Source organism: Brevundimonas sp. AJA228-03 (assembly GCF_017795885.1).
Taxonomy (GTDB): domain Bacteria; phylum Pseudomonadota; class Alphaproteobacteria; order Caulobacterales; family Caulobacteraceae; genus Brevundimonas.
Map to the genome: position 1 here is coordinate 960261 of NZ_CP059297.1, position 22482 is coordinate 982742.

At 66.9% G+C, this 22482-nt stretch carries 21 protein-coding genes and 1 tRNA gene; 5 read left to right on the plus strand and 17 right to left on the minus strand.

Features of this window, described 5'->3' with window-relative positions; all coding sequences use genetic code 11:
- The 5 genes from HZ989_RS04770 to HZ989_RS04790 all read right to left on the minus strand — a co-directional run bounded on the left by HZ989_RS04770 (position 1) and on the right by HZ989_RS04790 (position 5408).
- Positions 1-2490 carry a helicase-related protein gene (locus HZ989_RS04770; protein ID WP_209322491.1) on the minus strand — a complete coding sequence of 830 codons (2490 nt, stop codon included), beginning with the start codon at positions 2488-2490 and terminating at the stop codon, positions 1-3.
- Positions 2491-2539: 49 nt separating this feature from the next.
- A complete protein-coding gene (locus HZ989_RS04775; protein ID WP_209322492.1) occupies positions 2540-3478 on the minus strand; it encodes a hypothetical protein in 939 nt (312 codons plus the stop codon).
- A 108-nt stretch (positions 3479-3586) separates the two neighbouring features.
- Positions 3587-4198 carry a 2-hydroxychromene-2-carboxylate isomerase gene (locus tag HZ989_RS04780; protein WP_209322493.1) on the minus strand — a complete coding sequence of 204 codons (612 nt, stop codon included), beginning with the start codon at positions 4196-4198 and terminating at the stop codon, positions 3587-3589.
- A complete protein-coding gene (locus HZ989_RS04785) occupies positions 4195-4929 on the minus strand; it encodes an SDR family NAD(P)-dependent oxidoreductase (RefSeq protein ID WP_209322494.1) in 735 nt (244 codons plus the stop codon). Before HZ989_RS04785 ends, HZ989_RS04780 begins: the two co-directional genes overlap by 4 nt.
- Positions 4930-4976: 47 nt before the next feature.
- Positions 4977-5408, minus strand: a complete 432-nt coding sequence (locus HZ989_RS04790; protein WP_209322495.1) for an ABA4-like family protein — start codon at positions 5406-5408, stop codon at positions 4977-4979.
- Between the two features lie 243 nt (positions 5409-5651).
- Here HZ989_RS04790 and HZ989_RS04795 point away from each other — a divergent pair.
- Positions 5652-5728 (plus strand) — tRNA-Arg (locus tag HZ989_RS04795).
- Between the two features lie 45 nt (positions 5729-5773).
- Here the strand turns inward: HZ989_RS04795 and HZ989_RS04800 are convergent.
- The 9 genes from HZ989_RS04800 to HZ989_RS04840 form a co-directional block, all read right to left on the minus strand.
- Positions 5774-6475, minus strand: coding sequence for an ABC transporter ATP-binding protein (locus HZ989_RS04800; RefSeq protein WP_209322496.1), 702 nt, complete (start codon positions 6473-6475; stop codon positions 5774-5776).
- The gene (locus tag HZ989_RS04805) at positions 6472-7677 is read right to left on the minus strand and encodes an ABC transporter permease (RefSeq protein ID WP_209322497.1); all 1206 of its coding nucleotides are present in this window, start codon (positions 7675-7677) and stop codon (positions 6472-6474) included. Before HZ989_RS04805 ends, HZ989_RS04800 begins: the two co-directional genes overlap by 4 nt.
- Positions 7678-7680: 3 nt before the next feature.
- Entirely contained in the window at positions 7681-8754 is a 1074-nt protein-coding gene (locus HZ989_RS04810; RefSeq protein ID WP_209322498.1) for an efflux RND transporter periplasmic adaptor subunit, read from the minus strand.
- Between the two features lie 179 nt (positions 8755-8933).
- The gene (locus HZ989_RS04815; protein ID WP_209322499.1) at positions 8934-9626 is read right to left on the minus strand and encodes a cytochrome b/b6 domain-containing protein; all 693 of its coding nucleotides are present in this window, start codon (positions 9624-9626) and stop codon (positions 8934-8936) included.
- 53 nt (positions 9627-9679) lie between these two features.
- Positions 9680-11173, minus strand: coding sequence for an acetyl-CoA hydrolase/transferase family protein (locus tag HZ989_RS04820; protein ID WP_209323039.1), 1494 nt, complete (start codon positions 11171-11173; stop codon positions 9680-9682).
- Between the two features lie 16 nt (positions 11174-11189).
- Positions 11190-11906, minus strand: coding sequence for a DUF6544 family protein (locus HZ989_RS04825; RefSeq protein WP_209322500.1), 717 nt, complete (start codon positions 11904-11906; stop codon positions 11190-11192).
- A complete protein-coding gene (locus HZ989_RS04830) occupies positions 11903-12268 on the minus strand; it encodes a hypothetical protein (protein WP_209322501.1) in 366 nt (121 codons plus the stop codon). Before HZ989_RS04830 ends, HZ989_RS04825 begins: the two co-directional genes overlap by 4 nt.
- Complete coding sequence (locus HZ989_RS04835) at positions 12265-13359, minus strand: nitroreductase family protein (RefSeq protein ID WP_209322502.1); 1095 nt, start codon at positions 13357-13359, stop codon at positions 12265-12267. Before HZ989_RS04835 ends, HZ989_RS04830 begins: the two co-directional genes overlap by 4 nt.
- A gap of 17 nt (positions 13360-13376) precedes the next feature.
- Positions 13377-14210 carry a universal stress protein gene (locus HZ989_RS04840; protein ID WP_209322503.1) on the minus strand — a complete coding sequence of 278 codons (834 nt, stop codon included), beginning with the start codon at positions 14208-14210 and terminating at the stop codon, positions 13377-13379.
- Positions 14211-14263: 53 nt separating this feature from the next.
- Between HZ989_RS04840 and HZ989_RS04845 the strand changes: the two genes are divergently transcribed.
- A complete protein-coding gene (locus HZ989_RS04845) occupies positions 14264-14698 on the plus strand; it encodes a cytochrome c (protein ID WP_209322504.1) in 435 nt (144 codons plus the stop codon).
- Positions 14699-14801: 103 nt separating this feature from the next.
- Positions 14802-15563 carry a helix-turn-helix domain-containing protein gene (locus HZ989_RS04850; RefSeq protein ID WP_209322505.1) on the plus strand — a complete coding sequence of 254 codons (762 nt, stop codon included), beginning with the start codon at positions 14802-14804 and terminating at the stop codon, positions 15561-15563.
- A 52-nt stretch (positions 15564-15615) separates the two neighbouring features.
- On the opposite strand, the gene HZ989_RS04855 is transcribed toward HZ989_RS04850, so the two are convergent.
- The gene (locus HZ989_RS04855) at positions 15616-15789 is read right to left on the minus strand and encodes a hypothetical protein (protein ID WP_209322506.1); all 174 of its coding nucleotides are present in this window, start codon (positions 15787-15789) and stop codon (positions 15616-15618) included.
- A gap of 128 nt (positions 15790-15917) precedes the next feature.
- Between HZ989_RS04855 and HZ989_RS04860 the strand changes: the two genes are divergently transcribed.
- Both HZ989_RS04860 and HZ989_RS04865 read left to right on the plus strand, forming a co-directional pair.
- Positions 15918-16988, plus strand: a complete 1071-nt coding sequence (locus HZ989_RS04860) for a sensor histidine kinase (RefSeq protein WP_209322507.1) — start codon at positions 15918-15920, stop codon at positions 16986-16988.
- Positions 16978-17973 (plus strand): L-lactate dehydrogenase, encoded by a 996-nt coding sequence (locus tag HZ989_RS04865; RefSeq protein WP_209322508.1) that lies wholly within the window; start codon positions 16978-16980, stop codon positions 17971-17973. The genes HZ989_RS04860 and HZ989_RS04865 overlap by 11 nt, the downstream gene beginning before the upstream one ends.
- 25 nt (positions 17974-17998) lie before the next feature.
- Here the strand turns inward: HZ989_RS04865 and HZ989_RS04870 are convergent, their stop codons facing one another.
- Both HZ989_RS04870 and HZ989_RS04875 read right to left on the minus strand, forming a co-directional pair.
- On the minus strand, positions 17999-19312 hold the full coding sequence (locus tag HZ989_RS04870) for a S9 family peptidase (RefSeq protein ID WP_245162454.1): 1314 nt from the start codon (positions 19310-19312) through the stop codon (positions 17999-18001).
- 25 nt (positions 19313-19337) lie between these two features.
- Entirely contained in the window at positions 19338-22472 is a 3135-nt protein-coding gene (locus tag HZ989_RS04875; protein ID WP_209322510.1) for a TonB-dependent receptor domain-containing protein, read from the minus strand.
- Positions 22473-22482: the final 10 nt, after the last annotated feature.

A 22482-nucleotide genomic window follows, 5' to 3' on the forward strand; every position in this document is an offset into this window, starting at 1 on the left:
TCAGGCGGATGTCGCCACGGCCTTGCGCGGTCGCTTGCGCGCGCGTCGCGCCGGGGCCTGGGTCCGGGACAGTTCGGCCAGTCTGGCGAAGGGCGAATCCTTCACCACCGCAGGCGCCTTGCCGTCCCGATCCGGCATCTGGGCCCGCACGACCTTCAGCGCGGCCCAGATCGCCCTGGCCGCCTCGCCACTCCAGCCCAGCGTCTTCAGCGCCTCATCCGACAGCCGGCCCCTGCCTTCGCGCCTCAGATCGGCAGCCCGCTCAAGGTCCTCGACCGGCACGGCCCAGCGCCCTGCGGCGCGCACGCCGAAGGCCGCCAGCGCACGGGCGGACGGGGCGGGGATCGGTAACAGGGTCAGGCCGTCCGGCTTGGCCCGGAACGGCTCGGCGGCGGCGAACGCCTGGGCCAAGGTGCGGGCGCGGGGCTTCAGCACGCCGGGTAGCCAGACCGAATGGGTGCCGACGCGGATGGCGAAGGTCTTGATCGTGCGGCGCTCGACCTGGCTGAGCGCGGCGAGATCGCGTTCGACGTCGCGTCGGTCGATGACGCCGCCAGCCTCCAGCAGGCGGAAGGCGATGCCGCGCGGCAGCCCTTTCAGCGCGCCGCTCTCGATCGCGGTCTTGAGCCGACGCAGGTCCCGCAGCGCACGTCCCGCCTCGGACGCCAGCCAGGCCTCGATGCGTCGCTGGGCCCGGTCCCGGGCGGCCTGGGGTCCGAGGTCGCCGATCAGGCGGACGCGCGGGCTGAACGGTTCGGTGTTCACGATCTTCGCCGCCAGGGCGCTCGCCCACAGAACCTCGCCCTCCGGCGTAACGGTGAAGGCCTCGTCGCCATCAGACGCCAGCCTGCCCAGTCGCCGGGCGATCTCCGGGCCGACGGCGCGCAAGGCGGCGGTCTTGAGCGTCCGGTCGGCAAGGGCCGAGCCTCCGGCCGCCACCGCGAACCGCACGCCCTCCAGATGCCCGACCGCCTCGCCGTCGACGGTGACGACGCCGTCGTCGGCCACCTCGGCCATCGTGTCCTGCCGGTCGTGCAGGGACCGCATCAGGGCGGTGGTCTTGCGATCGACGAACCGGGCCGTGAGCCGTTCGTGCAGCACGTCCGACAGCCGGTCCTCCAGCGCGCGCGTTCGCTCGCGCCAGCCTTTCATCCCGTCCAGCCAGTCGGGCCGGTTGGCGATATAGCTCAGCGTGCGCACCCCTGCGAGCCGAGCCGACAGCTGATCGATCTGCCCGTCATCCCGATCGACCTCGGCGAAACGCGGCGCGAACCAGTCCTCGGTCAGCCGGCCGCGCCTGCCGGTCAGGGCCTGGAAGACGTCGCGCGACAGACGGGCGTGCTCCTCGATCGTCGTCTTCTGGAAGTCCGGCAGCTGGCACGCTTCCCAAAGGCGCATGATCGTCCCGCGCGATCGTCCGATGCGCTTGACTGCGTCGTCCTGCATGGCGCGGCGCAGCAAAGTCTCGTCCAGCGCCTGTCCGGTCAGCTTCAGCCCGGGCACGCCCGGCGTCTGGACCAGCGATCGCAGCAGGTCGGGCAGGGTGTCGAAATCCAGCCGGGCGTTCCGCCACTCGATAGCCTGGACGGGGTCGAAGCGGTGCTCGACCACCTGTTCGACCAGGTCCTCGTCCAGCTCCTCGGCCTCGCCCGTCACCCCGAAGGTCCCGTCGCGGATGTGGCGTCCGGCGCGGCCGGCGATCTGGGCGATCTCGTGGGCGTGCAGCCAGCGGGTGCGCCGTCCGTCGAACTTTCGCATTCCGGCGAAGGCGACATGATCCACGTCCATGTTCAGCCCCATGCCGATGGCATCGGTGGCGACCAGGAAATCAACCTCGCCGGACTGGAACAGGGACACCTGGGCGTTGCGGGTACGGGGACTCAAGCTGCCCATGACCACGGCCGCGCCTCCGCGCTGGCGCCGGATCAGTTCGGCGATGGCATAGACCTGCTCGGTAGAGAAGGCGACGATGGCGCTGCGCCGGGGCAGGCGGGTCAATTTTTTCGATCCGGCCCAGGTCAGGTTCGACAGTCGCTCGCGGGTGACGATCTCCAGATCGGGGATCAGCCGCCGCATCAGGGGGCCCATGGTCGCGGCCCCGAGGAACATGGTCTCGAACCGGCCTCGGGCGTGCAACAGGCGACTGGTGAAGACGTGGCCGCGCTCCGGGTCGGCGGCCAGCTGGATCTCGTCGATGGCCAGGAACTCGACCTCGCGCTCCAGCGGCATGGCCTCGACCGTGCAGACCCAGAAATGGGGCCGGGGCGGGATGATCTTTTCCTCGCCGGTGATCAGGGCGACGGCGTTCGTCCCTCGCTGCCTGACGATCCGCTCATAGATCTCGCGCGCCAGCAGCCGCAGCGGCAGACCGATCATGCCCGAGGCATGACCCAGCATCCGCTCGACCGCCAGATGGGTCTTCCCGGTATTGGTCGGCCCCAGTACCGCGACGACGCGGGAGGGGGCGAGGCCGGTAGGGCGGTCGCTCATGATCTGAACAAGGTGGCGATTCGCTTCGGGTTCCTCAAGCGGTCTGGACTTATTCGGCCCGGTCGTATCCGCGCAGTTGGTCCGCCTGGGCTGCGAGAGGCGGGACGCCGCTGGTGGTCCTCAGGCTGTCCGGCACCAGGGTGCGATTGTAGGCACCCTGGGTCGCGCTGCTGCCGTTCCCCGGGATCTGGAACTGGGTGCCATAGATCTGGGCGCGGCCTATTGACTGGAGGTAGCGATCGAGCGTCGCTGCCGCTATCCATGCGGCGTCGTCGCGGCCGCGCGCCACGGCGGCCATCGCCAGGGCATGGGCCAGCAGATAGTCGTCGGGCTGGTCACCATGCTGGAAGATGAAGGCCGCGTGATAGTGGTCGGCGGCGCTGCGCACCTGACCCGTATCCAGCAGACGACGCACGGCGGCGCGGCGCTCGGCATCCTCTAGCGACGCTGCCAGGCCCAAGGCTTTGTTGTCTTGCCTGACCGCCTGGTCGTCCGAAAACAGCCGCGCCAGTTCGGTATTGTCGGGGACGAATGGCGGCCGTCCATAAGCACGTCCGGGAATCCAGTCTGTGGCGACCAAGGTCGGCGTAGTCGCGCGTCGTAGCGGAAAAGCTGGGGCCGCCGGTGTGTCGGCCAGGCTCAAGGTCGCCTCGTCCGAGCTCTCACGCATCATGCGGTAACGCGTGGTTTCGCCGCTGTCGGCATCGAAGATCGAGAACAGAACCTCGTCGTCAGTCACATGAAGCGGCGTCACCGGCAGGATGGACTGCTCCGCGGTGGCATCGATCATGCGCCAGTAGCCGGCATTGGCGTCCATCGTCAGGTGACGCGGTCGGATCATCTGGCCACCGCCCAACGGGTCGAGGTGAAACACCATGGCCGGCTTACCTTCGACGCTCCAGACCCAGTCTCCGGTCCAGTCCGTCGCCGTCCCGGGCAGCGCCGTAGCGATCCAAACGGACATCGCGATCAGCCAAGAAACGAGCATGGTCCGATTCCTTACCGACAGGCCCTGTACCGCTGAAATTCGGTCCGGCCCGCCAAACAAGTCAACATGCGAAAGTCACTCGGTAGCTGGGTCAAAGGGCAGAGGCTCTCAAACGGGCTCTTGCGTCAGCAACTCCTCCACCTGCCCCAGCCGTTCCTTGCCGAAGAACATCTCGTCGCCGACGAAGAAGGTGGGAACACCGAAGGCTCCGCGTTCGACAGCGGCGGCGGTGTTGTCCGCCAGCCTCGCCTTGACCGGATCGGTCTGGGCAGCCGTCAGGATCGCCTCGGCATCGAGGCCTGCCCCGGTCAGGACGCTGGCCAGGACGGCCGGATCGCCCATCGCCAGGCTTTGCTCCCAGAAGCCGGCCGAGACCGCCTCGACATAGGGTTCGAAGTCCGGGCTTCCCTCGACCGCGCACAGGCCGCGCATGGCCAGCAGGCTGTTGATCGGAAAGTGCGGGTTCATGCGGAACGCGGTCAGGGCATGCCGGGCGATGAAACGCCGGATCTCCAGCATCTCATAGTCCATCTTGCCCTTGATTCCGCCGAACGCGACCATCGGTGCCTGGTTGCCGGTGGCCTTGAACAATCCACCCAGCAGGCACGGGATCAGATTGATCCGGGCTCCCGTCCGTTCCGTGACACCCCTCAGGGCCTTGAGCGCGAAATAGCCGTTGGGGCTGGCGAAATCGAAGATGAAGTCGACGGTCTTGGTCACCAGGTTTCCTTCCACGGGCGCAGGTCCAGCTCGAACGTCCAGGCGCTGCGTTGCTGATTGTGCAGCCAGACGTAATTCCTTGCGATCTCGTCGGGCTTCAGGATCGCGTCCTCGTCCAGCAGGGTCTGGATGTCCGGCGCGATGGAGCGGGCGAAGACGCCATCGATCATACCATCGACCACGACGTGGGCGACATGGATGCCTCGGGGCCCCATCTCGCGGGCCAGGCTCTGGGCCAGCTGACGCAGCGCCGCCTTGGCCCCGGCAAAGGCCGAAAATCCCGCACCGCCGCGCATCGAGGCCGTCGCCCCTGTGAACAGGATCGTCCCTTTGCCGCGCGGGGCCATGACGCGCGCCGCTTCCCGTCCCGTAAAGAAGCCGGACAGGGCCGCCATCTCCCACACCTTGGAATAGACCTGGGCTGTCGTGTCGATCACGGAAAAACGCACGTTCGCGCCGATGTTGAAGACCACCACCTGCAACGGGCCGATCTCGGCCTCGATCCTGTCGATCAGGGCGATCATCTCGGCTTCGACGCGAGCATCGACCCCGAATGCGTGGGCCTCGCCGCCCTCGCTGCGGATGGAGGCGGCGACGGCTTCCAGCTGATCCAGGTTGCGCGGCCGTCGGGTGATGCAGACCGCCAGACCCTCACGGGCAAAGGCGCGGGCGATGGCGGACCCCACGCCGTCTCCGGCACCGACGATCAGACAGGACGGCTTCAGCGGCATGGCGGTCTCCCGTGGAAGAGAGACCGTTTCATATCAAAACTAAGTCGTCAACGCGGGCGCTTGTGACGTCCAGCCCCGGCGCGGACGACGAGATAGACCAGCAGCCCGATCGGCCCCGCCATCAGCGTCAGGAACAGGACCGGGATCATCGCCCAGTGGGGCACGCCCCGCTTGCCTGCATCCTCGATCGCCCAGGACCCGACCCACAGATCGAAGGCCAGATAGTGGACCCAGCCGACCAGCACGGCCTCCGGCTTGCTGAACCCCTCGGTCAGGCCCGACAGGGTGGTCAGGTCGCCGCCCAGCCCGCCGCCCGCGACCGCCCGGACCAGCAGCACGGTGTAGGTGACGGCCAGGGCGATCGCGATGCAGCGTGCCGCCGCGATCACCAGGTCTCGTCGTAGCGGGGCGAGCGCCAGGATGATCCAGCCGACCAGGGCGACGGTATTGGCGATGTTGAATAGCGCATCCAGGGTCATCGGGGGCTCCTTGCCGTGGAGCTTAACAGACCGGCGCGGCGGTACGGAACAGGGGCGAAACGAATCAGGACCGAATCAGTGACACTGTCCGATTCGGGATTTGTTCACCCCAACATATTGTATCTTAACGCTGATTAACCACAAACAAAAAAAGTCGGCCGCAGGGTCTGCGATCACGTCCAGATGGAGAAATCGCGAGCCCATCTTTCCCCTTGCGGCGCGACCCGCTAGGACGCGGCCAACGGCTCCGTAGCTCAGCTGCATAGAGCAAGGCTTTCCTAAAGCCGAGGTCGGGGGTTGGAGTCCCTCCGGGGCCGCCACTCCCTAATGACGGCGCTACTTGTGACATGCGCCCGGACCGGAAATCACCGATCCGGAGAAATGGCGACATTCGAAGCCAGCAGCCCATCCTCCAGTGTCAGGCGACGACTGCACTTTGCCGCAACACCTTCATCGTGGGTGCAGATCAGGAAGGTCGCGCCGTCCTGCCGGTTCACTTCGCGCATCAGGTCCAGCACCTGGTCGGCAGATGTTCGATCCAGGTTGCCAGTCGGCTCATCGGCGATAATCAGATCCGGCCGGTTCATCAGGGCACGGGCGATGGCGACGCGCTGCTTCTGTCCCCCCGACAGTCGGGTCGCCGGGAAGTCGATGCGGTCCTCCAGCCCGACCCGCGTCAGCAGGTCCCGCGCGCGGTCGCGCATATCGTGCGATATGCCGCCGGCCGGGGCGGCAGCCGGGAAGGCAACATTCTCCATCGCCGTGAAGTCGGGCAGCAGATGGTGGAACTGGAAGACAAAGCCCAGACGGCGATTACGAAACTGGGCCCGCTTCTGCTCTGTGTATTCGTAAACGGGTTCGCCGCTGATGGTCAGGCGTCCCGCCGTGGGCCGCAGCAGCAGGCCGACGATCGACAGCAGGGTCGACTTGCCTGATCCCGACGCCCCCAGCAGCGCCGCCAGTTCGCCCTTGTCGAGCGTCAGGTCGATGCCCTTGAGCACCCGCGTTTCCTCGTCGCCGTTGAGGAAGACCTTTTCGATCCCTTGCGCCTCCAGAACCGGAATCATTGCTGGATCGCCTCAAGCGGATCGACCTTTGAGGCAGAGCGCGCTGGCAGGATCGAGGCGATCGCCGCGCCCAGCGTGGTCAGGACCAGGGCAGCGACATAGCCGCCCTGATCTGGCGCGATCGGCAGGATCGGTAGGCCTTCGGCGTTGGTGATCCCCTCCAGCAACACGCACAGACCATAGCCGCTGGCGCAGCCGATCAGGGCGCCGATCAAGCCGATCAACAAGCCCTGCAGCAGGAAGACCCAAAGGATAAAGCCACCTGGCACACCGAAGGCGCGCATGATCCCGATCTCGCTGCGTCGCCGGTAGGCGGACAGAACCAGGGCGCTGGAGATGCCGATGATGATGGAGACCAGCGAAAACAGCTGGATCATCGTGCCGGTCCGTCCCTGGGCGACCAGGGCATCTTCCAGATTGAGGTTCTTCTCCTGCCAGGGCGTGGCGCGCAGGCCGGTGGCATCGGCCAGAAAGCGCGCCATGGCGCGCGCATCTTCGGGGTCCTTCAGCTTGATCTCGATGTTCGTCACCCCTTCCGGCAGGACGAACAGCGGACGGGCCGTCTGCAGGGAGAGAAAGCCGACGCGTTCGTCGAAACTCTGCAGGCCGGTGCGGAACACGCCCTTGACGGTCAGTTGCCGCTCCACCCCCCGGTCGGTGCGCAGCAGGACCGACTGGCCCGCACTCAGCCCCAGGTCCTCGGCCATCCGCACACCGACCAACAGGCCGTCCGCACCAAGAGCACCGTCGCCCTGGATGATTTTCGGGGTGATTTCCGAAATGGCATCGATTCCCTGTGGCTCGACCCCAATGATCGAGACCGAGGTCACAGCCTCGCTCTTCACCAGGACGGCGCTTCCGGAAATCTGTGCGCTGATGGCGGAAACCGATGGATTGGCGCGCAACAGCTCGACGATCATCGGCCAGTTGCGGATCTGCTTGCGCTGGAAGGTGGAGACCAGGGCAACGGATTCCACCGGCAGGTCCGGCCCGGCCAGGACCCGCGCCACACGCGTCGGCGGCAGCAGGCTGATGTGGGCCCCGTTTCCCGTCACCTGCTCGGTCAGACGGACGGCGAGGCCGGCAATCAGGGCCGTGATGAAGACGAAGACCGTCACGCCCACGGCGACCCCCGCGATCAACAGCAGGGTTTGCGAGGGATTCGACAGCATGTAGCGCCGCGCGACGTAAAGGGCGAACACGGCCTAGCCGCCCGAGGTCTGCGCCACGGGGCGAACGCGAGCCCCGGGGCGGGTCGTGGCGGGCTCCAGCACGACCCTGTCGCCTGCGGCCAGCCCGCTTTCGACAATGGCGTTGACCGAGGGCCAGCGTGCCACGGTGATGGCCCGGGCGCGGACGATGCCGTCGGCGTCCACCACATAGACCTTGGGGGCCGCGGTGGCATCGACCACGGCGCGGCGCGGCACGACAATCGCCCCTGGCAGCTGGGCAACGACGATGGTCACATCGACCGAGCGACCTGCTGCCAGGCCCCCGGCGTCGGCTGGCGACAGCCGGACCGTGCGCCCGCCGGTGCCGGAATCGATCCGGGGCGAGACCTCGGTCACCCGGGCCGCAAAAATCCCCGGCGAGCCGGACAGGGCGGCGCGGGCCGCCTGACCGGGGCGGATGGCATCGGCGTAGGCTTCCTCGACCTCGACACGGATCTCGACGCCGGTCGCCGACCCCAACTCGAACAGGGTTTGGCCGGCCAGGACCACCTGTCCATTGTCGATCGGCCGAACCAGCAACACCCCGGCCATCGGTGCGCGGATGGTGAATTCCCGCGCACGCTCGGCCGAGGCCCGCACAGAGGCCGAGGCGGCCGTCGCATTGGCCTCTGCCGTATCGAGAGAGGCGCGCGCGGCATCCAGCGCCGCGGTTGAGGCAAAACCCCGCGCATGCAGGGTTCGCGTCCTCTGGTAGCTCAACCTCGCCTCGGTCGCCTGGGCCCGCGCGGCAAGGGACCGCGCGACATCGACGGCGGTCTGGGCCTGTTCTACCGCGGCAAGGATAACCGCCAACGGGTCTCCGGCCGCGACCCGGCCCCCCTCGTCGTGAAACAGACGAACCACCTGGCCAGGATTGGGCGAGGCGACCTGGATCAGCTCGGTTGGACGGGCGCGGCCGACCACCGACAGGGCCTGCTCGACCGTCTGCGGCCGGATTTCCAGAACCGCGACCTCGGCAGGCCGTCGCCAGATGATGACCCCCGCCACCACACAGATGGTCAGGGCGACTGCGGCAAGGACAAGGATGGGTCTGGAAGGGGCTTGCATGCAGATTTCTTCAGGGCGACGCTGCGCGACGACGCGTCGCTGGTTCGGGCTTTACCGTCGGCTGGTAAATGCTGGGGCCCTTGGCCAGGCGGCGGATCGAGACACGATCGGACATCTGAACGCCGGTGTCGGCTATCGGTTCTGCACCGCCATCCAGCCCGGCGTTGCCCAAAGCCCGTTCAGTCCTCATCGACGTCTTCGGCCTCACCCCCTTCGTCGGCTTCGGCGTGGGCACCGGGTGTGAAGGCCTGCGGGTCGATGCGGGTCGCGGCATAGGCGGATCCCGCCACGACCAGGACGGCGAGGGGAACGGCCACGCGTGCCGGCGGAGCCGCATCCCGGGCGTTCGGGAAATGCGTCGCCTTCTTGCGGCCGGTGATCATGGCCCCGATCAGATTGTCGCGGGTCAGGAATGACATCGCCACGACCGCGACCACGTGCAGGGCGATCATCGCGAGCAGCATGTAGGCTATGGCTTCGTGCCCATCCTCTCCGCCCGTGATCCCGGTGAAGGTCGTCACGGCGACGAGGGACAGAAGCACAATCACCGCGATGCCGCCGAGCGGATTGTGGCCCAGCGAGGCATGGACGCGCCCCGCGAACAGACCCCTCACATGGCCCGCGATGCGCGACGGACGGATCAGGTTGACGAAGCGGGCATGCTCGCCCCCCACGAAACCCCAAAGCAGGCGGAAGGCGATCAGGATGGCCGCCACCCAGCCCGCAGGGACATGCCACGGCGACAGGGCGCTGCCCTCCTCGGACGACAGAAAGGCGACCGCGATCGCGGCCACGAGGAGCCAGTGGAACAGGCGGACGCCCCAGTCCCAGGTCTTGATGGTCCTGATCGTCTGTGGGGTCGTGCTGGTCATGGAAACCTCCGTTTGATGGGGTGCCGGGCGCGAAGTCTGACGTCAGCCTGACATCAGCCGGGCCGCATGGAGCCCGAGCGCACGAACCGGGTATGCCAGGACAGGGCCTCGTCGAGGAGCATGGGCGTCTGGAGTCCCCAGGACCCCTTGAGCGCGCGCGCGTGGTAGTCCGCCAGCATCGGTCGGTAATCGGGGTGGGCGCAGGTTTCGATCACCACCTTCGCCCGCTGCTTGGGCGACAAGCCACGCAGGTCGGCGAGCCCTTGCTCGGTGACGATGACCTGGACGTCCTGGTTGATGTGATCGACGTGAGAGACGCAGGGCACGATGGTCGAGATCGCGCCGCCTTTGGCCGTCGAGGCGCTCATGAAGATCGAGATATAGGCGTTCCGCGCAAAGTCCCCGGAGCCGCCGATCCCGTTCTGGATGCGTGAACCCATGACGTGGGTCGAGTTCACATTGCCGTAGATGTCGGCCTCGATCATGCCGTTCATGGCGATGACGCCCAGACGTCGGATCAACTCCGGGTGATTGCTGATCTCCTGCGAGCGCAGGATGATCCGGTCGCGGTATTCGCCCATCCGTCGGTTGACGCTCTCGCTGAGGTCAGGGCTGAGGCTGAGTGCGGTCGAGGACGCCATCCTCAGCTTGCCGCTGTCCAGCAGGGCCATCATCCCGTCCTGGATCACCTCCGTATAGGCGGTCAGGTCGTCGAACGGCGCGTCGATCAGGCCCGTCAGCACGGCATTGGCTGTGTTGCCCACGCCGGACTGGATCGGCAGCAGCGAAGGCGGCAGCCGGCCCCTCTTCACCTCGTGTTCGAGGAACGCCAGCAGGTGTCCGGCAATCGCCAGATCGTCAGCGCCGGGCGTCGCAAAGCCGGCATTGCGATCCGGCCGGTCGGTCTCGACGATGGCCACGATCTTTTCAGGGTCGCAGTGGAAGCAGGGCTCGCCGATCCGGTCGCCCGGATGGATCAGCGGGATCGGCACCCGGTTCGGCGGCAGGGCCGCGCCATAGTAGATATCGTGCATGCCCAGCAGGTCGGGGCTCTGCCAGCGGTTGACCTCCAGGATCACCTGGCTGGCCCGGTCCAGCCAGGTCTTGTTGTTGCCGACCGATGACGCCGGGATCAGTGCGCCGTCCTCGCGAATGCCGGTGACCTGGATGATCGCAGTGTCAAGCGGTCCCAGGATGCCCTGCCAGGCGGCCGGCGCGACCTGGCTGAGGTGCATGTCGAAATACTCCATCTGGCCGCGATTGATCCTGTCGCGACAGGTGGGGTCGGAGTTGTAGGGCAGCCGGAACTCGATCCCGTCCGCCCTGGCCAGGGCGCCGTCCAGTTCGGGCCCGGTCGAGGCGCCGGTCCAGATGCGCAGCTTGAACGGTCGGCCCGCCGCATGCTCGGCCTCGATCCGGGCGGCCAGGGCCAGGGGCACGGCGGTCGGATAGCCCGAGGCCGTGAAGCCGCTCAGCCCCACAGTCGTGTCCGGCGCGATCAGGAGGGCGGCGTCCTCTGCGGGCATGATTTTGGCCTTGTGGCCCATGCTGGCGATGCGGGACCTATCCACGTCGGGACCACGTCTTCATGTCGCCCTGCCAGTAGACCCATTCGCCGTCAGGCCCTCCCCAGGAGACCTCGCCGTAGAACGGCAGCCAGACACCGTTGTGATGTCGATAGTCCGAGAAGACCCCACGCCAGGGTTTCGGCACGGTGACGCCGTCGACGAGGGCCCCGCGATCCGGGACAAAGGCCTCTCCGATCCGACCCTCGCCATCGAGCGTGAGGACCACTTCGGCGGATGTCGCGCCGGACCCCGCGGCGGCGATCAACCGGCCACCGCCTTCGTCCCGCCAGCGGATGGCGGGATTCCGCAGGAGGGCGTCGGGGGCCAGGGCGATCTCGGCCAGATAGCGGATCAACTCGCCCCGTGTCAGCGCGTCGGAGGGTGCGACCCGGGCCAGCCGGACCAGCCCCAGGGCGCGCACGTCCAGCCGACCGACTCCGTCGATCAGGGCGTCCTGGATGCGTATGATCCCGAGCGGCCCGCTCCGGGCTCTCCAGTCGAACGCACAGTGGGTCAGGCTGATCGACTGTACGGCCTTGAAGGACTGCCAGCGCGCGTCTGCGGAGGTCCGAATTCGCCCTGTCTGCGACAGGGCGACGGTTGCGCCGCTGTTCGCGCGCGCGCCCAGTCGGTCCGCCAGCGCGATCACGGCCGCCGGCAACGTCCGACGGCCGTCATCGGGCTCCTGACCCCACTCCATGGCGGCCGTCATCGCCCTGACCCCTCGGCGATCACGCCCACCCATCGGGCCGCCAGCAGCATGAAGGCGATGGGCAGGATCGGCCCGAAGATCGCCAGAGTGTGGCGCGTCAGCGTCTCGGGCAGGTAGGTGTCGGCGACATGGACTCCTTTGCCCGCGAACCGATCGACCACCGCCGTCAGGGGACATCGCAGGCCGCTCCCGGCAAACACCACGATCTCGACCGAGAGCAGCGGTACCAAAAGCCAGAGGGTTGCCAGGAAGCGGCCCGTCACACCGACATAGAGCAGTCCGATCGTGGCCAAAGCCATGACGCCGTAGATCAGCGTATGCAGGCCGCGCGCAGCGGACAGGGCCAGCGGATGATCCGTCATGCCGATACCAGGCGTGCTGGACGACGGGCGGCGTACGGCAGGGTCGGGCCATACCCGAACCGCATGACGAGGTCCGGGCGGCGGCCCGCGACGCCGACCAGCGCCGCCAGTTCCGGCCTCAGGGCCGCGACCTCCACCGGCTGGTTGATGTGGGAGCATTTCAACCCCAGTGCCGTGGCCTGAAGCGCGAACCGCTGGCTGGATCGTCCGACGCGGGTCCAGTGATCCTTGTCCTCGCGCGCGCCGACGAAGACGGCGACACCGGCGGAGGTGTCGATCTGGCGAGCATATTTGTCATTCTCGGCCTTCGGCTTGAACGTGGCGTCGAACATCGCCGAGCCCAGCCAGGTCGGCAGGGGCGGATTGCCGCTCGCCACGCTGAACAGGCCGTCGCCGGTTTTCAGGGCCTGGCGCGGATTGAAACGAATCCAGGACTTGAGCTCGCGCACAAACGCGAGGTCCGCCAGTTGGGCCGTGTTTCCCTCGATCACCAGATCCCGCAGGCGGTCGATCCGCGGTCGGTCGGTGATCAGGATGACGTCCACGCCAGGCATCCGCGCAGCGGCGGCGAGCGACGCCAGCTCGGCCGCGCTGGCCGGGCGTCCGTCATAGTCGGCGCGGGTCGATTGTCTGAAAGGGATGACGTCGAACAGAACGGACCCGACCGGAGGACCCGCGTCATGTGAGAAGGCGAGTCCGCCCGGACCGCCCGGATCGAAAGCGATCTCGCCCCGTCGACCCCGCGCCGCGCCCGCCAGCGCGAGGTTCTCGGCGGCCCCGCCCAGACTGACGAAAAGGTGGTGGTCGTCCGGATCAACGACCGGCGTCCGGCGGGCGACGTCCGGCAGGATATCGATCCGGCCGTCCCCGAGACGAAAGATCCAGGGCTGGGCGTTGTGTCCATTGGGGGCCAGGGTCGCGTAGCGCACAAGATCAGCGAGTTCCGGCTGGACGGAAAGGACTGAACGCCGCTGCGCGACCGTCGCGTCGTAGTCATCCATCGACCCCATGCCGCGCACGCCGAGCCAGGCCGCGCCGGCCCCGCCTGCCACCACGGTCGCGCCGCCGACAAGGACGACGCGACGTCCCATCACTTCTGAAGGACGGGTCAATGGCTCAGCAACAGGCAGACGGGCGAGCGGTCCAGAAGGCCATGGGTCACCCCGCCCATTACCCATTCCCGCAACCGCGCGTGGCCATATCCACCCGCCACGATCAGGCCGGCGCCATATTCTCCGGCGAGCGCGATGATCTGGTCTGAACGGGGCCTGCCGTCGCCTTCCACGATCCGGGCCTTGGCGACAATGCCGTGGCGGCCCAGAAACACCGCGACATCGTCGGCGCGAATACGGGCTTCGTCGGTTTGCTCAGCCCCGCAGACCTCAACCACATGAACGATCGACGATGCGGCCAGGATCGGCAGGGCCGACGATACCGCGCGCTGGGCTTCGCGACAGTCCTTCCAGGCGACCACGGCCGGGGTGCCGATCGGACCTGTCGGACACCGGGGCGGCACGACGAGAATGGCACGACCGGCGGCCATCAGGACGTCCGCAGGGTCGGGCGAGCGCGTCGGCGAGCGGACAGGATCGCGGCGGCCAAGGACGGCAATGTCGGCGGCCCTGAGCGCCTGCACGACCAGGTCAGAGGGGTAACCCACCTCGCCCCGCCACTCCGCATGGTCGGCATATCCGAACATGGCATCCCAGAACAGGGTCCTGGCCCGACCGACGTCCGCCTCGGCGATGTCGCGGAACAGGCCGAGCATCTCGCCCAGCATGGCCCCGCCCGCATAGGGATCGACCTGCGGAACGTCGGGCATACTGGCGGCCAGACCGATCACATGGGCCTGGGAAAGCCCTGCGATCTGGCAGGCCAGCGCGACCCGCGCCGTCGCCTCCGGACCTTCGTCCACATAGACCAGCAGGCTGGCGAAGCGCATGTCATCTATCCCGTTCGCCCTCATAAAGCCGCGTTGCAGCGATCATTGCCTTGATGCGGATCAAAGATCTGAAAGGACTGCCGTGGGAGGTTGGCAGCGTCAGGAGGCTGCCCATGAAACACTTTGTCGCCCTCGCCATGCTTGTCGGACTGACGGGCTGCGCGGTTCAGCCGACCGCCCCCCTTGCCCAACGGGCATGGGTCGGCACCTCGCTTTCGAACGTCGCCGCGCAGCAGCGCGGGGCGACCTACGCCAGGGCGAACTGCGCCGGCTGCCACGCGGTCGGTACGACGGGCGACAGCCCTCTGGCCGCCGCCCCGCATTTCCGCGACCTTGGTCTGCGCTATCCTGTCGAGAACCTGGCCGAGGCCTTCGCCGAGGGCATCAATACTGGCCACGCAGAGATGCCCGAATTCGTCCTGTCGACGGAAGAAAACTCAGATCTTGTCGCCTATCTCAAAAGCATTCAGCCTTCCGGAACTGAATGAACCGGCCGCTCTCGTAGTTTTCGTCCTGATCGCATTTCGCCCTGATTTGAGCCAGATCAATAAACCGACTCGGTAATTGCCCCTTTTGGGCGCACACTGTCGAATGGCCGTTGCCCTGAAGCCTGCGTTTGCGCCGCGACCGCCGCCTCAGTCGGGGGGTGTCGACCGACTGGAAAGCAGCGACTGCGACACCTGCGGTGCCCGGGCTCTGAGCGTCTGCGGGGCCGCAGACGATCCCGACCTTCAACGCCTCGGCGATCTGGCTGAAGTCATCAGGCTTAAATCCGGCGCTGCCCTGATACGCGAGGGCGAGCCCGCCCCCCACATCTTCAACATCACAAGCGGCTCGCTCCGGGTCTACAAGCTGCTTCCGGACGGGCGCAGGCAGATCACCGGATTCCTCTTCGCCGGAGATTTCCTCGGCCTGGCGATCGGTGAGACCTATGTCTTCTCGGCCGAGGCGATGGAGGCCTCAACCGTCTGTCGCTTCCGGAAGGGTCCGTTCCGCGTCCTGGTGGCGAACTCGCCACCGCTGGAACACATGCTGCTTGACCGCACCTCTCATGAACTGGCGGCTGCGCAGAACCAGATGTTGCTGCTGGGTCGAAAGACCGCGATCGAACGGATGGCGTCTTTTCTCCTCGACCTGCCGGGTCACGACCCCACCCGTCCAAGCGCGCCCGGCCATGTGCGGCTGCCCATGAAGCGTGGCGAGATCGCCGATTATCTGGGCCTGACGATAGAGACGGTCAGCCGCGTGCTGACGCGGATGAAGGTCAAGGGGCTGATCTCGATCCCGTCGCAGAATGAACTCATCGTCGAGCGACCGGAACGCCTGCGCCAGCACGCCTCGGGCGAGCTCTGAGCGGCCATCGCAAGGCCCCGACGCAGTCAGCGCCGAGGCCCGCCTGTTCTGATCAGGACTGCGATAGACGGACCAGAGCGAAGGCCGCGAGCAGAGCCACGATCGCGTCGGCGACGACGCTGGTGCCGACCGGACAGGCGCGGACGGTCTCCGACACCCGGGCGCGCGTTGTCGCCGCCGAGCTTCCGGCCTCGTGGCTCAGGCCTTTCGGGGTCGCCTGGGTCATGGACAGGTTCCTTTGGATGACGCCCCATCCAGGCCGATTGGCCGGGCGAAGTCGGTGATCTGGATCAAGGCCGGCGGATTGCATGCCCTCTATGGTTCGACGATGCAGTCCCCCGGGGTGGACCATCCATGACGACGACATCGCTCGCTCCGCCGTCCGACATCGCCCTGAATCTGGCGCTCTCGCTGATCTCCGCCTCGGTTGCGCCGGCGCTGCTGCTGGACGGCGCTCTGTCGATCGTGGCCGCCAGCCAGAGCTTTACAGACGCATTCGACGTCGCACCTGAGGACATTCCTGGCGCGCAGCTGGCTGACCTGGGCGGGGGCGAATGGAATGTGCCCCAACTCCGGTCGTTGTTGAAGGCGACGGCCCGCGGCCAGGCCTCAATCCGCGCTTGCGAGATGGACCTGAAAACGAGCGACGGAACGCGCCATTTGATCCTGGACATTCAGCGGCTCGATCACCGGAACGGCGACGGCGTCCGATTGCTTCTGTCCATTCAGGACGTCACCGAAGCGCGCGCGAAGGCGCGGCAGACCGACGAACTGATCCAGGAAAAGGCCATGCTGGTGCAGGAAGTCCAGCACCGGACGGCCAACAGTCTGCAGATCATCGCCAGCGTCCTGCTGCAGGGCATGCGACAGGTCGGCGAAGGCGGGAGCTGTGCCCATCATCACGGCTGTGCGCATCTCCGCGATGCCCATCATCGGATCATGTCGGTCGCCGCCGTCCAGCACCAGCTCGCCCGCTCGGAACTCGGCGATGTCGAACTGCGCGGCTATCTCACCGACCTGTGTCGCAGCATCGGCGACTCGATGATTCGCGATGACACCCGGATCAGTGTGAATGTCACCGTCGACGACAGCATCGGCACATCGGGCACGTCCGTCAGCCTGGGCCTGATCGTCACCGAACTGGTGATCAACGCCCTCAAGCATGCGTTTCCCAACGACCGACATGGCCGGATCGACGTCGATTACAGCGCCGACGGCGACAGCTGGACCCTGACGGTCCGCGACGACGGCGTGGGCATACCGGACGAACCGAACGACGCCAGGCCGGGGCTCGGCTCGGGCATCGTCCAGGCGCTCGCCAGTCAGCTCGGCGCTGTGATCGACATCGCGGACGCCAGACCCGGCGTGCGGGTTTCGATCGTGTGCAGTCCTCCGCAGCTCCGAATCCAGCCACATGTGTCCTGACCTGACGGCCCCCGCCCACGACCGCATCGCCATTGTGGGCGCAGGCCATGTCGGAGCGACCGCGGCCTATGCGCTCATGCTCCGCGCACTCTTCAGGGAGATCGTCCTGATCGACACCAATCGCCCCCTGGCAGAGGCCGAGGCCGCGGACATCGCTGACGCCAACGCCCTCGCGCGACCCACCCGCGTTTGGGCGGGCGACTATGCCGATGCGGCGAGCGCGGCCATTGCCGTCATCACTGCCGGTGGTCTGACACACGGGGCGCAGACCCGCCTGTCAGTGGCGACCGAAAGCGCGGCGATCGTGTCAGATTGCGTGGACCGGTTGATGGCGGCCGGCTTCCATGGCGTGATCGTGGTGTCGTCCAACCCCGTCGATCTGATGACGCTCGTGGCCGCGCGCCGATCCGGCCTTGCGCCGACGCAGGTTATCGGCACGGGCACTCTGCTCGACACCAGCCGCCTGAAACAGACCTTGTCCGAGGTCTTGAAGGTCTCTCCGTCATCCGTGGAAACCTTCGTGCTGGGAGAACACGGGGACAGCGAGGTCGTGGCCTTTTCCACGGCCCGAATCGGCGGTCAGACGCTCGCGCCGTTCCGCGCCGGTTCCAATGCGCTGGACCAGACCGCGATCGCGCGCCAGGTCCGGGTCGCTGGCTATGAAATCGTCAAGGGCAAGGGCTACACCTCCTGGGGCGTTGCGACCGCGATCGTGCGGATCTGCGAGGCCATGATTCGCGACGAGCGGGCCGTCCTCCCGGTCTCGACCCTGCTGACCGGGCAATACGGGCTGTCAGATGTTTGCCTGAGCCTGCCCTGTGTTCTGGGCGCAGACGGCGTGGAGAGGATTCTGGCTCCCGACCTCGATCCGGATGAGACGGCCGCCTTGGTGGCGTCGGCCAGAATCCTCAGGACGGCATTCGCCACCCTGCCGACCGACACCGTTCGCCCCACGCGACCGTCCTGCTCGCAAGCGCCCGATTGACGACATCCTGAACGGGAGGGCTCCCTTACCGGGTGTCCAGCCGAGGCCGGAAACCGGTATCGATCAGGCAAGGCTCGGCAGAGCGGTCAAGGAAGGTCACGCAAAGTGCGGCGACGTCCGAAGCGGACGGTCGTTGCCCGGTGTCCAGCCAGTTCTTCATGGCCGCCAGGATCGCAAGGTATTGCGGGGTGCTCAGACGACTATGCAGGGCTTCAGTGGTGAATACCTGGCCCAGGAGGTCGGATCGACCGGCCGTGGCGACTGTCTGGGCATAGATGGCTTCGTGGGACACTGACACGGTCGGATCATAACGCGCGTGCAGCGTCAGGGTCGGCAGGACGATATTGCCAGTCAGGTCGGCATCATAGGCGAGCGCCGCGACCGCGGCAGGGTCTGCCTCAAACCGTTCGACTCCCTGATTCAGGGCGACGTCGTTGTCCGACCCAACATAGGTCGTACCTGAGTTGGAAAAGGGATTGGCTCCGCCCAGCCGCTTCCAGACGATGTCCTGAAACAGGTTGGTGGCCCAGGCCAGATGAGCCACCAGGGTGTCGGCCGTCACCCCCGTCACCGACAGGATGTTGCGCAAGGCCATCGCCTGCGCCGGTGTGCGTGCCTCGGGGGAGATGCTGAGCCCGGTGCATTCCTCGACCCGGGCCGACAGGTCTGCTCGTGACATGGAAGCCCCCTCGGGCAATCCCTGCCACAACGGGTACCGGGCCTCCGTCGGGCGCGGGTGGTTTTGGCAGTAGAACTGGTAGACGGCGCGCAGGTCGGCGCGGAACGTATAGCCCCGCGTGCCCCCGGCCAGCAGGCCGCTGGTCAGGATGACGCCGTCGTAGTTCCGGCTTCCGTCCGGTGCGACGGCATACAGTTCGGCCGCCTTCGCCGCGACATTGCCGCCCCAGGACTGGCCATGAAGGATTGTGCGCCGGGGCTTGCCGAAATGGTCCCACACGATCTGGCGAAGGTCATCGGTGTCCCGCGCCGCCATCCGGACGCCATAGCCGCCCCGGCGGTAGGCGGACCCGGCCCATGCATAGCCTTCGCCGACCATCATCGAAAACCGGTCCAGGTCCTCGACCGGATCGTTAGGCTGGGGCTCGCCTGTTCGCGGGCCGCCATGGGCGTGGACGATCAGGGTCCCGTTCCAGTCACGGGGATAGGCGACCCAGTACCAGGCACCGTCGACCGACCGACCGGACGAGCAGTTCGTCCCCTCCGGCAGGCTGGCCGGACAGGGTGCGGGCTCGGGATCAACCGCCTGGGCCGAGGCGGGTGTCAGCACACCCGCCCCTGTCAGGCCCGCGACGGCCAGGATCGAAAGAACGGCACGCATCGTTCCCGGCCGTCGCGGCATGGACTCAGAACTCCTTGGCCAGGCTGGCGTACCAGTAGCGGCCATAGGGACGATAGAGCGAGCCGAGATAACCGGACGAGGCCAGGGGCGGGGCCTCGTTGGTGATGTTGCGTACCCCCCAGCGAATGCGGCTGTTGGAAACGATGCCTGCGTCGTCTTCCCACTCATACTGGCCGTACAGGTTGCCGGTGACCTGGCTTTCGACCTCCCAGGCGTTGCCGGCGGCGTCGAGGAAGCCCGTCTCGTCAACAGCCGAAATGTACTGGGTAAAGGCCCCGAACTGCCAGGGGCCCTGGCTCCAGGTCAGAGAGCCCGACAGACGCCATTCCGGTCGACCGTTCTGGGCCAGCAGGTCGCTGGAGTCCGGCAGGGGCGTCGCCGCATTAATGATCCCTGCCGTGCGAGCTGCGTAGAGCTCGTCGACCGCAGGACCAGCCTCGCGGCCGAACTTGATCAGTTTGGCGGCGTCGACATTGACCCTGAAGTCACCCCAGGGCGTGCCGCGCAGACGCCAGTTGAAGCCGATGTCCAGGCCTTCCACGTCCTGGGGTAGCAGGTTCACGAACCGGTCGCTGATCGAGATGATCTGACCTGCCGGCGTGATGCCGGTTCCCGCAAACAGGGCAATGTCGTCGGCGTTGACCGGCGCGCGCGTCACGAGCGGATTGGACCGTCCCTGCACCCGTTCGGCATAGTCCAGGACGACCGCATTCGGGCCGCCGAACAGGCCGACGATCTTCTCCTGCTGGATCCGCCAGCGATCGACGGTGAAGGTGAAACTGCCCCATTCGGCGGGCAGGAACTGCGGCTGGAAGACGACGCCATAGGACTGGTTCTTGCTCTCTTCCGGCTCGAGGTCCGGATTGCCCGAGACGAGCAGCGACGCCCCGATCGACCGCGAACAGGCTCCGAAGGTGGCGATCCTCCGGGCCCGCAGATCAGCCTCGCATCGGATATAGTCCGGATTGGTCGAGAGGCGGCCATAGGTGGCCGTGTTGACCTGTTCCAGGTTCGGCGCGCGGAAGCCCTCTGAGTAGGACCCCCGCAGGCGCAGGCCGTCGAAAATGTCCCAGGCGGCAGCGACCTTGGGCTTGGCCACGTCACCGAAGTCCGAATAGTGCTCGGCGCGCCCTGCGATCTGGACCTCCAGGTTATGGACCAGCGGGATGTTCATCCCGGGCGAGACGACCGGCACGGCGAACTCGATATAGGCCGAGGTCACGGTCCGCTCGCCGTGCGTATCCGGGTTCTGGCTGACGGCGATGACGTTCGACTGCTGGACCGCGCCGGTGACGGCATCCCGGAACGGGTTCGTGCCGTCCAGATTGGCGTCCCGATTGTCGTTCTGGGTTTCCTTCCGGGCCTCGAAGCCGAAGGCGACGCCGATGTCGCCGGCGGGCAAGCTGAACAGGTCCGCGCGCGAGACCTTGAAGTCGTACATCGTCAGGGTCGTGCGCGATTTCCGTTTCAGGCGGAAGGTGATGGCATCAAGGGCTGTCTGCGAACTGGGCGAACAGTCGCCGAAGCTGGGCTGGTTCACGCAGCCACCGCTGAACGGATTGTAGGCGTCGGGTGTGGACAGGGCGAGCGAGGCCTGCAGCGCCGTCGTATTGACCGCGTCGGATTCATCGACGGCCTCGGCCTCCGAATAGACCAGCGCCGTCTCCCAGTTAAAGCCGCGCCATTCGCCGCGCAGACCGGCCAGGGCCCGGGCCTGGTAGTTGCTGACGTCGACCTGCTGATAGCCGGCATCGACGAAACGGTACTGGTTCAGGGTGATGGCCAGCCCCTGGACGGGAACATTGGTCAGGCCCGTGATGCGGTTTGGATTCGCGCGGCCATCGGCGAAGGTCACCGGGCCGAAGGGATTCCAGTAGTTGGTTGTCGGGATGGTCAGGGTGTTCAGGTTGATCACCGGCGGCTGGATCCGCCGGGTGTCGGCCGTGTAGTAGCCCAGCTCACCGAAAGCCGTGATGGTGTCGGTCAGATCGTAGTGACCGGTCAGGAACAGGTTCAGCCGCTGGGTGTCCGGCAGGATCGTGGTTCCCGGTGCCGTATCGAATCGCAGGTCGCGCTGGACCCCGTTGAAGGTCAGGGCACCCGAGCCGAGGCAGATATCGCCATTGGGCACCAGGCATCCGGTCAGTGCGGTGGGCTGGATGTGGAAGGCACCGGCTGCCGTGGTCAGGGCGGTGGTGCCACGCCGGATCGCCGTCGTCGCCCCGACCACCGCCAGGTTGGCCCAGGCGCCCCGCGTGTTGCGAGCGTCGGGAGTCAGGCTGGAGGCGAAGGCCGGATCATTGGCGAACAGGAAACGCAGGTTGTCGGTGGCCGTGAACTGCTGGTCCTCTGCGCGCAGGGCCGTGCGGTCGGTATAGTCGATGAAGGCCGAGATGTTGCCGCGCTCGAAGTCCTTGCCGGCGAAGATGCCGATGTTGAACTCGCGCAGATGGGTGCCCTCGGCCCCGCCGTACTGGGTGTTGATCTTCAGTCCGTCGAAGTCGTCCTGCAGCACGGTGTTGACCACGCCGGCCACGGCGTCGGCACCGTAGATCGCGGCCGCCCCGTCCAGCAGAACTTCCAGCCGCTCCAGACCCGTCACGGGGATGGCGTTGGAGTTGTAGGACAGCACCGGCACCGTGCCGGTGTCGGAGGTGCCCTGGCTTGTCGGGTGCTGCACGATCCGGCGACCATTCAGAAGCACCAGGGTATTGCCGACGCCGAGCGAGCGCAGGTTGACCGAGTTCACATCACCACGCGCCGCGTTGGACGTCTGGGGGTTGTTCGCTGCGCTGAAAAGCACGTCGCCCATCTGGGGGATGGAGCGCAGAAGGTCATCGCCATTGACCGCGCCGGTCGCGAGGATCTGTTCCTCGCTCAGCACGGTCACCGGCAGGGCGGCCGTGACGTCGGCACCCCGGATCTGGGAGCCGACGACGACGATATCGCCGACCGAGTCACCAGACTGGCCATTGTCCTCGGCCTGATCGGCGATCGACTGCGCCGCCTGCGACAGCTGGGTCGTCGAGGGCACGGGCGCGGCCGTCTGCGGGGTCGTCTGTGCCCAGGCCGCCGGGGCCAGGCCCAGCAGGGCGGCGGCTGCGGTGGTCGCCAGCATCGCTGTCTTGTTGGTGTTCATGTTCATCCTC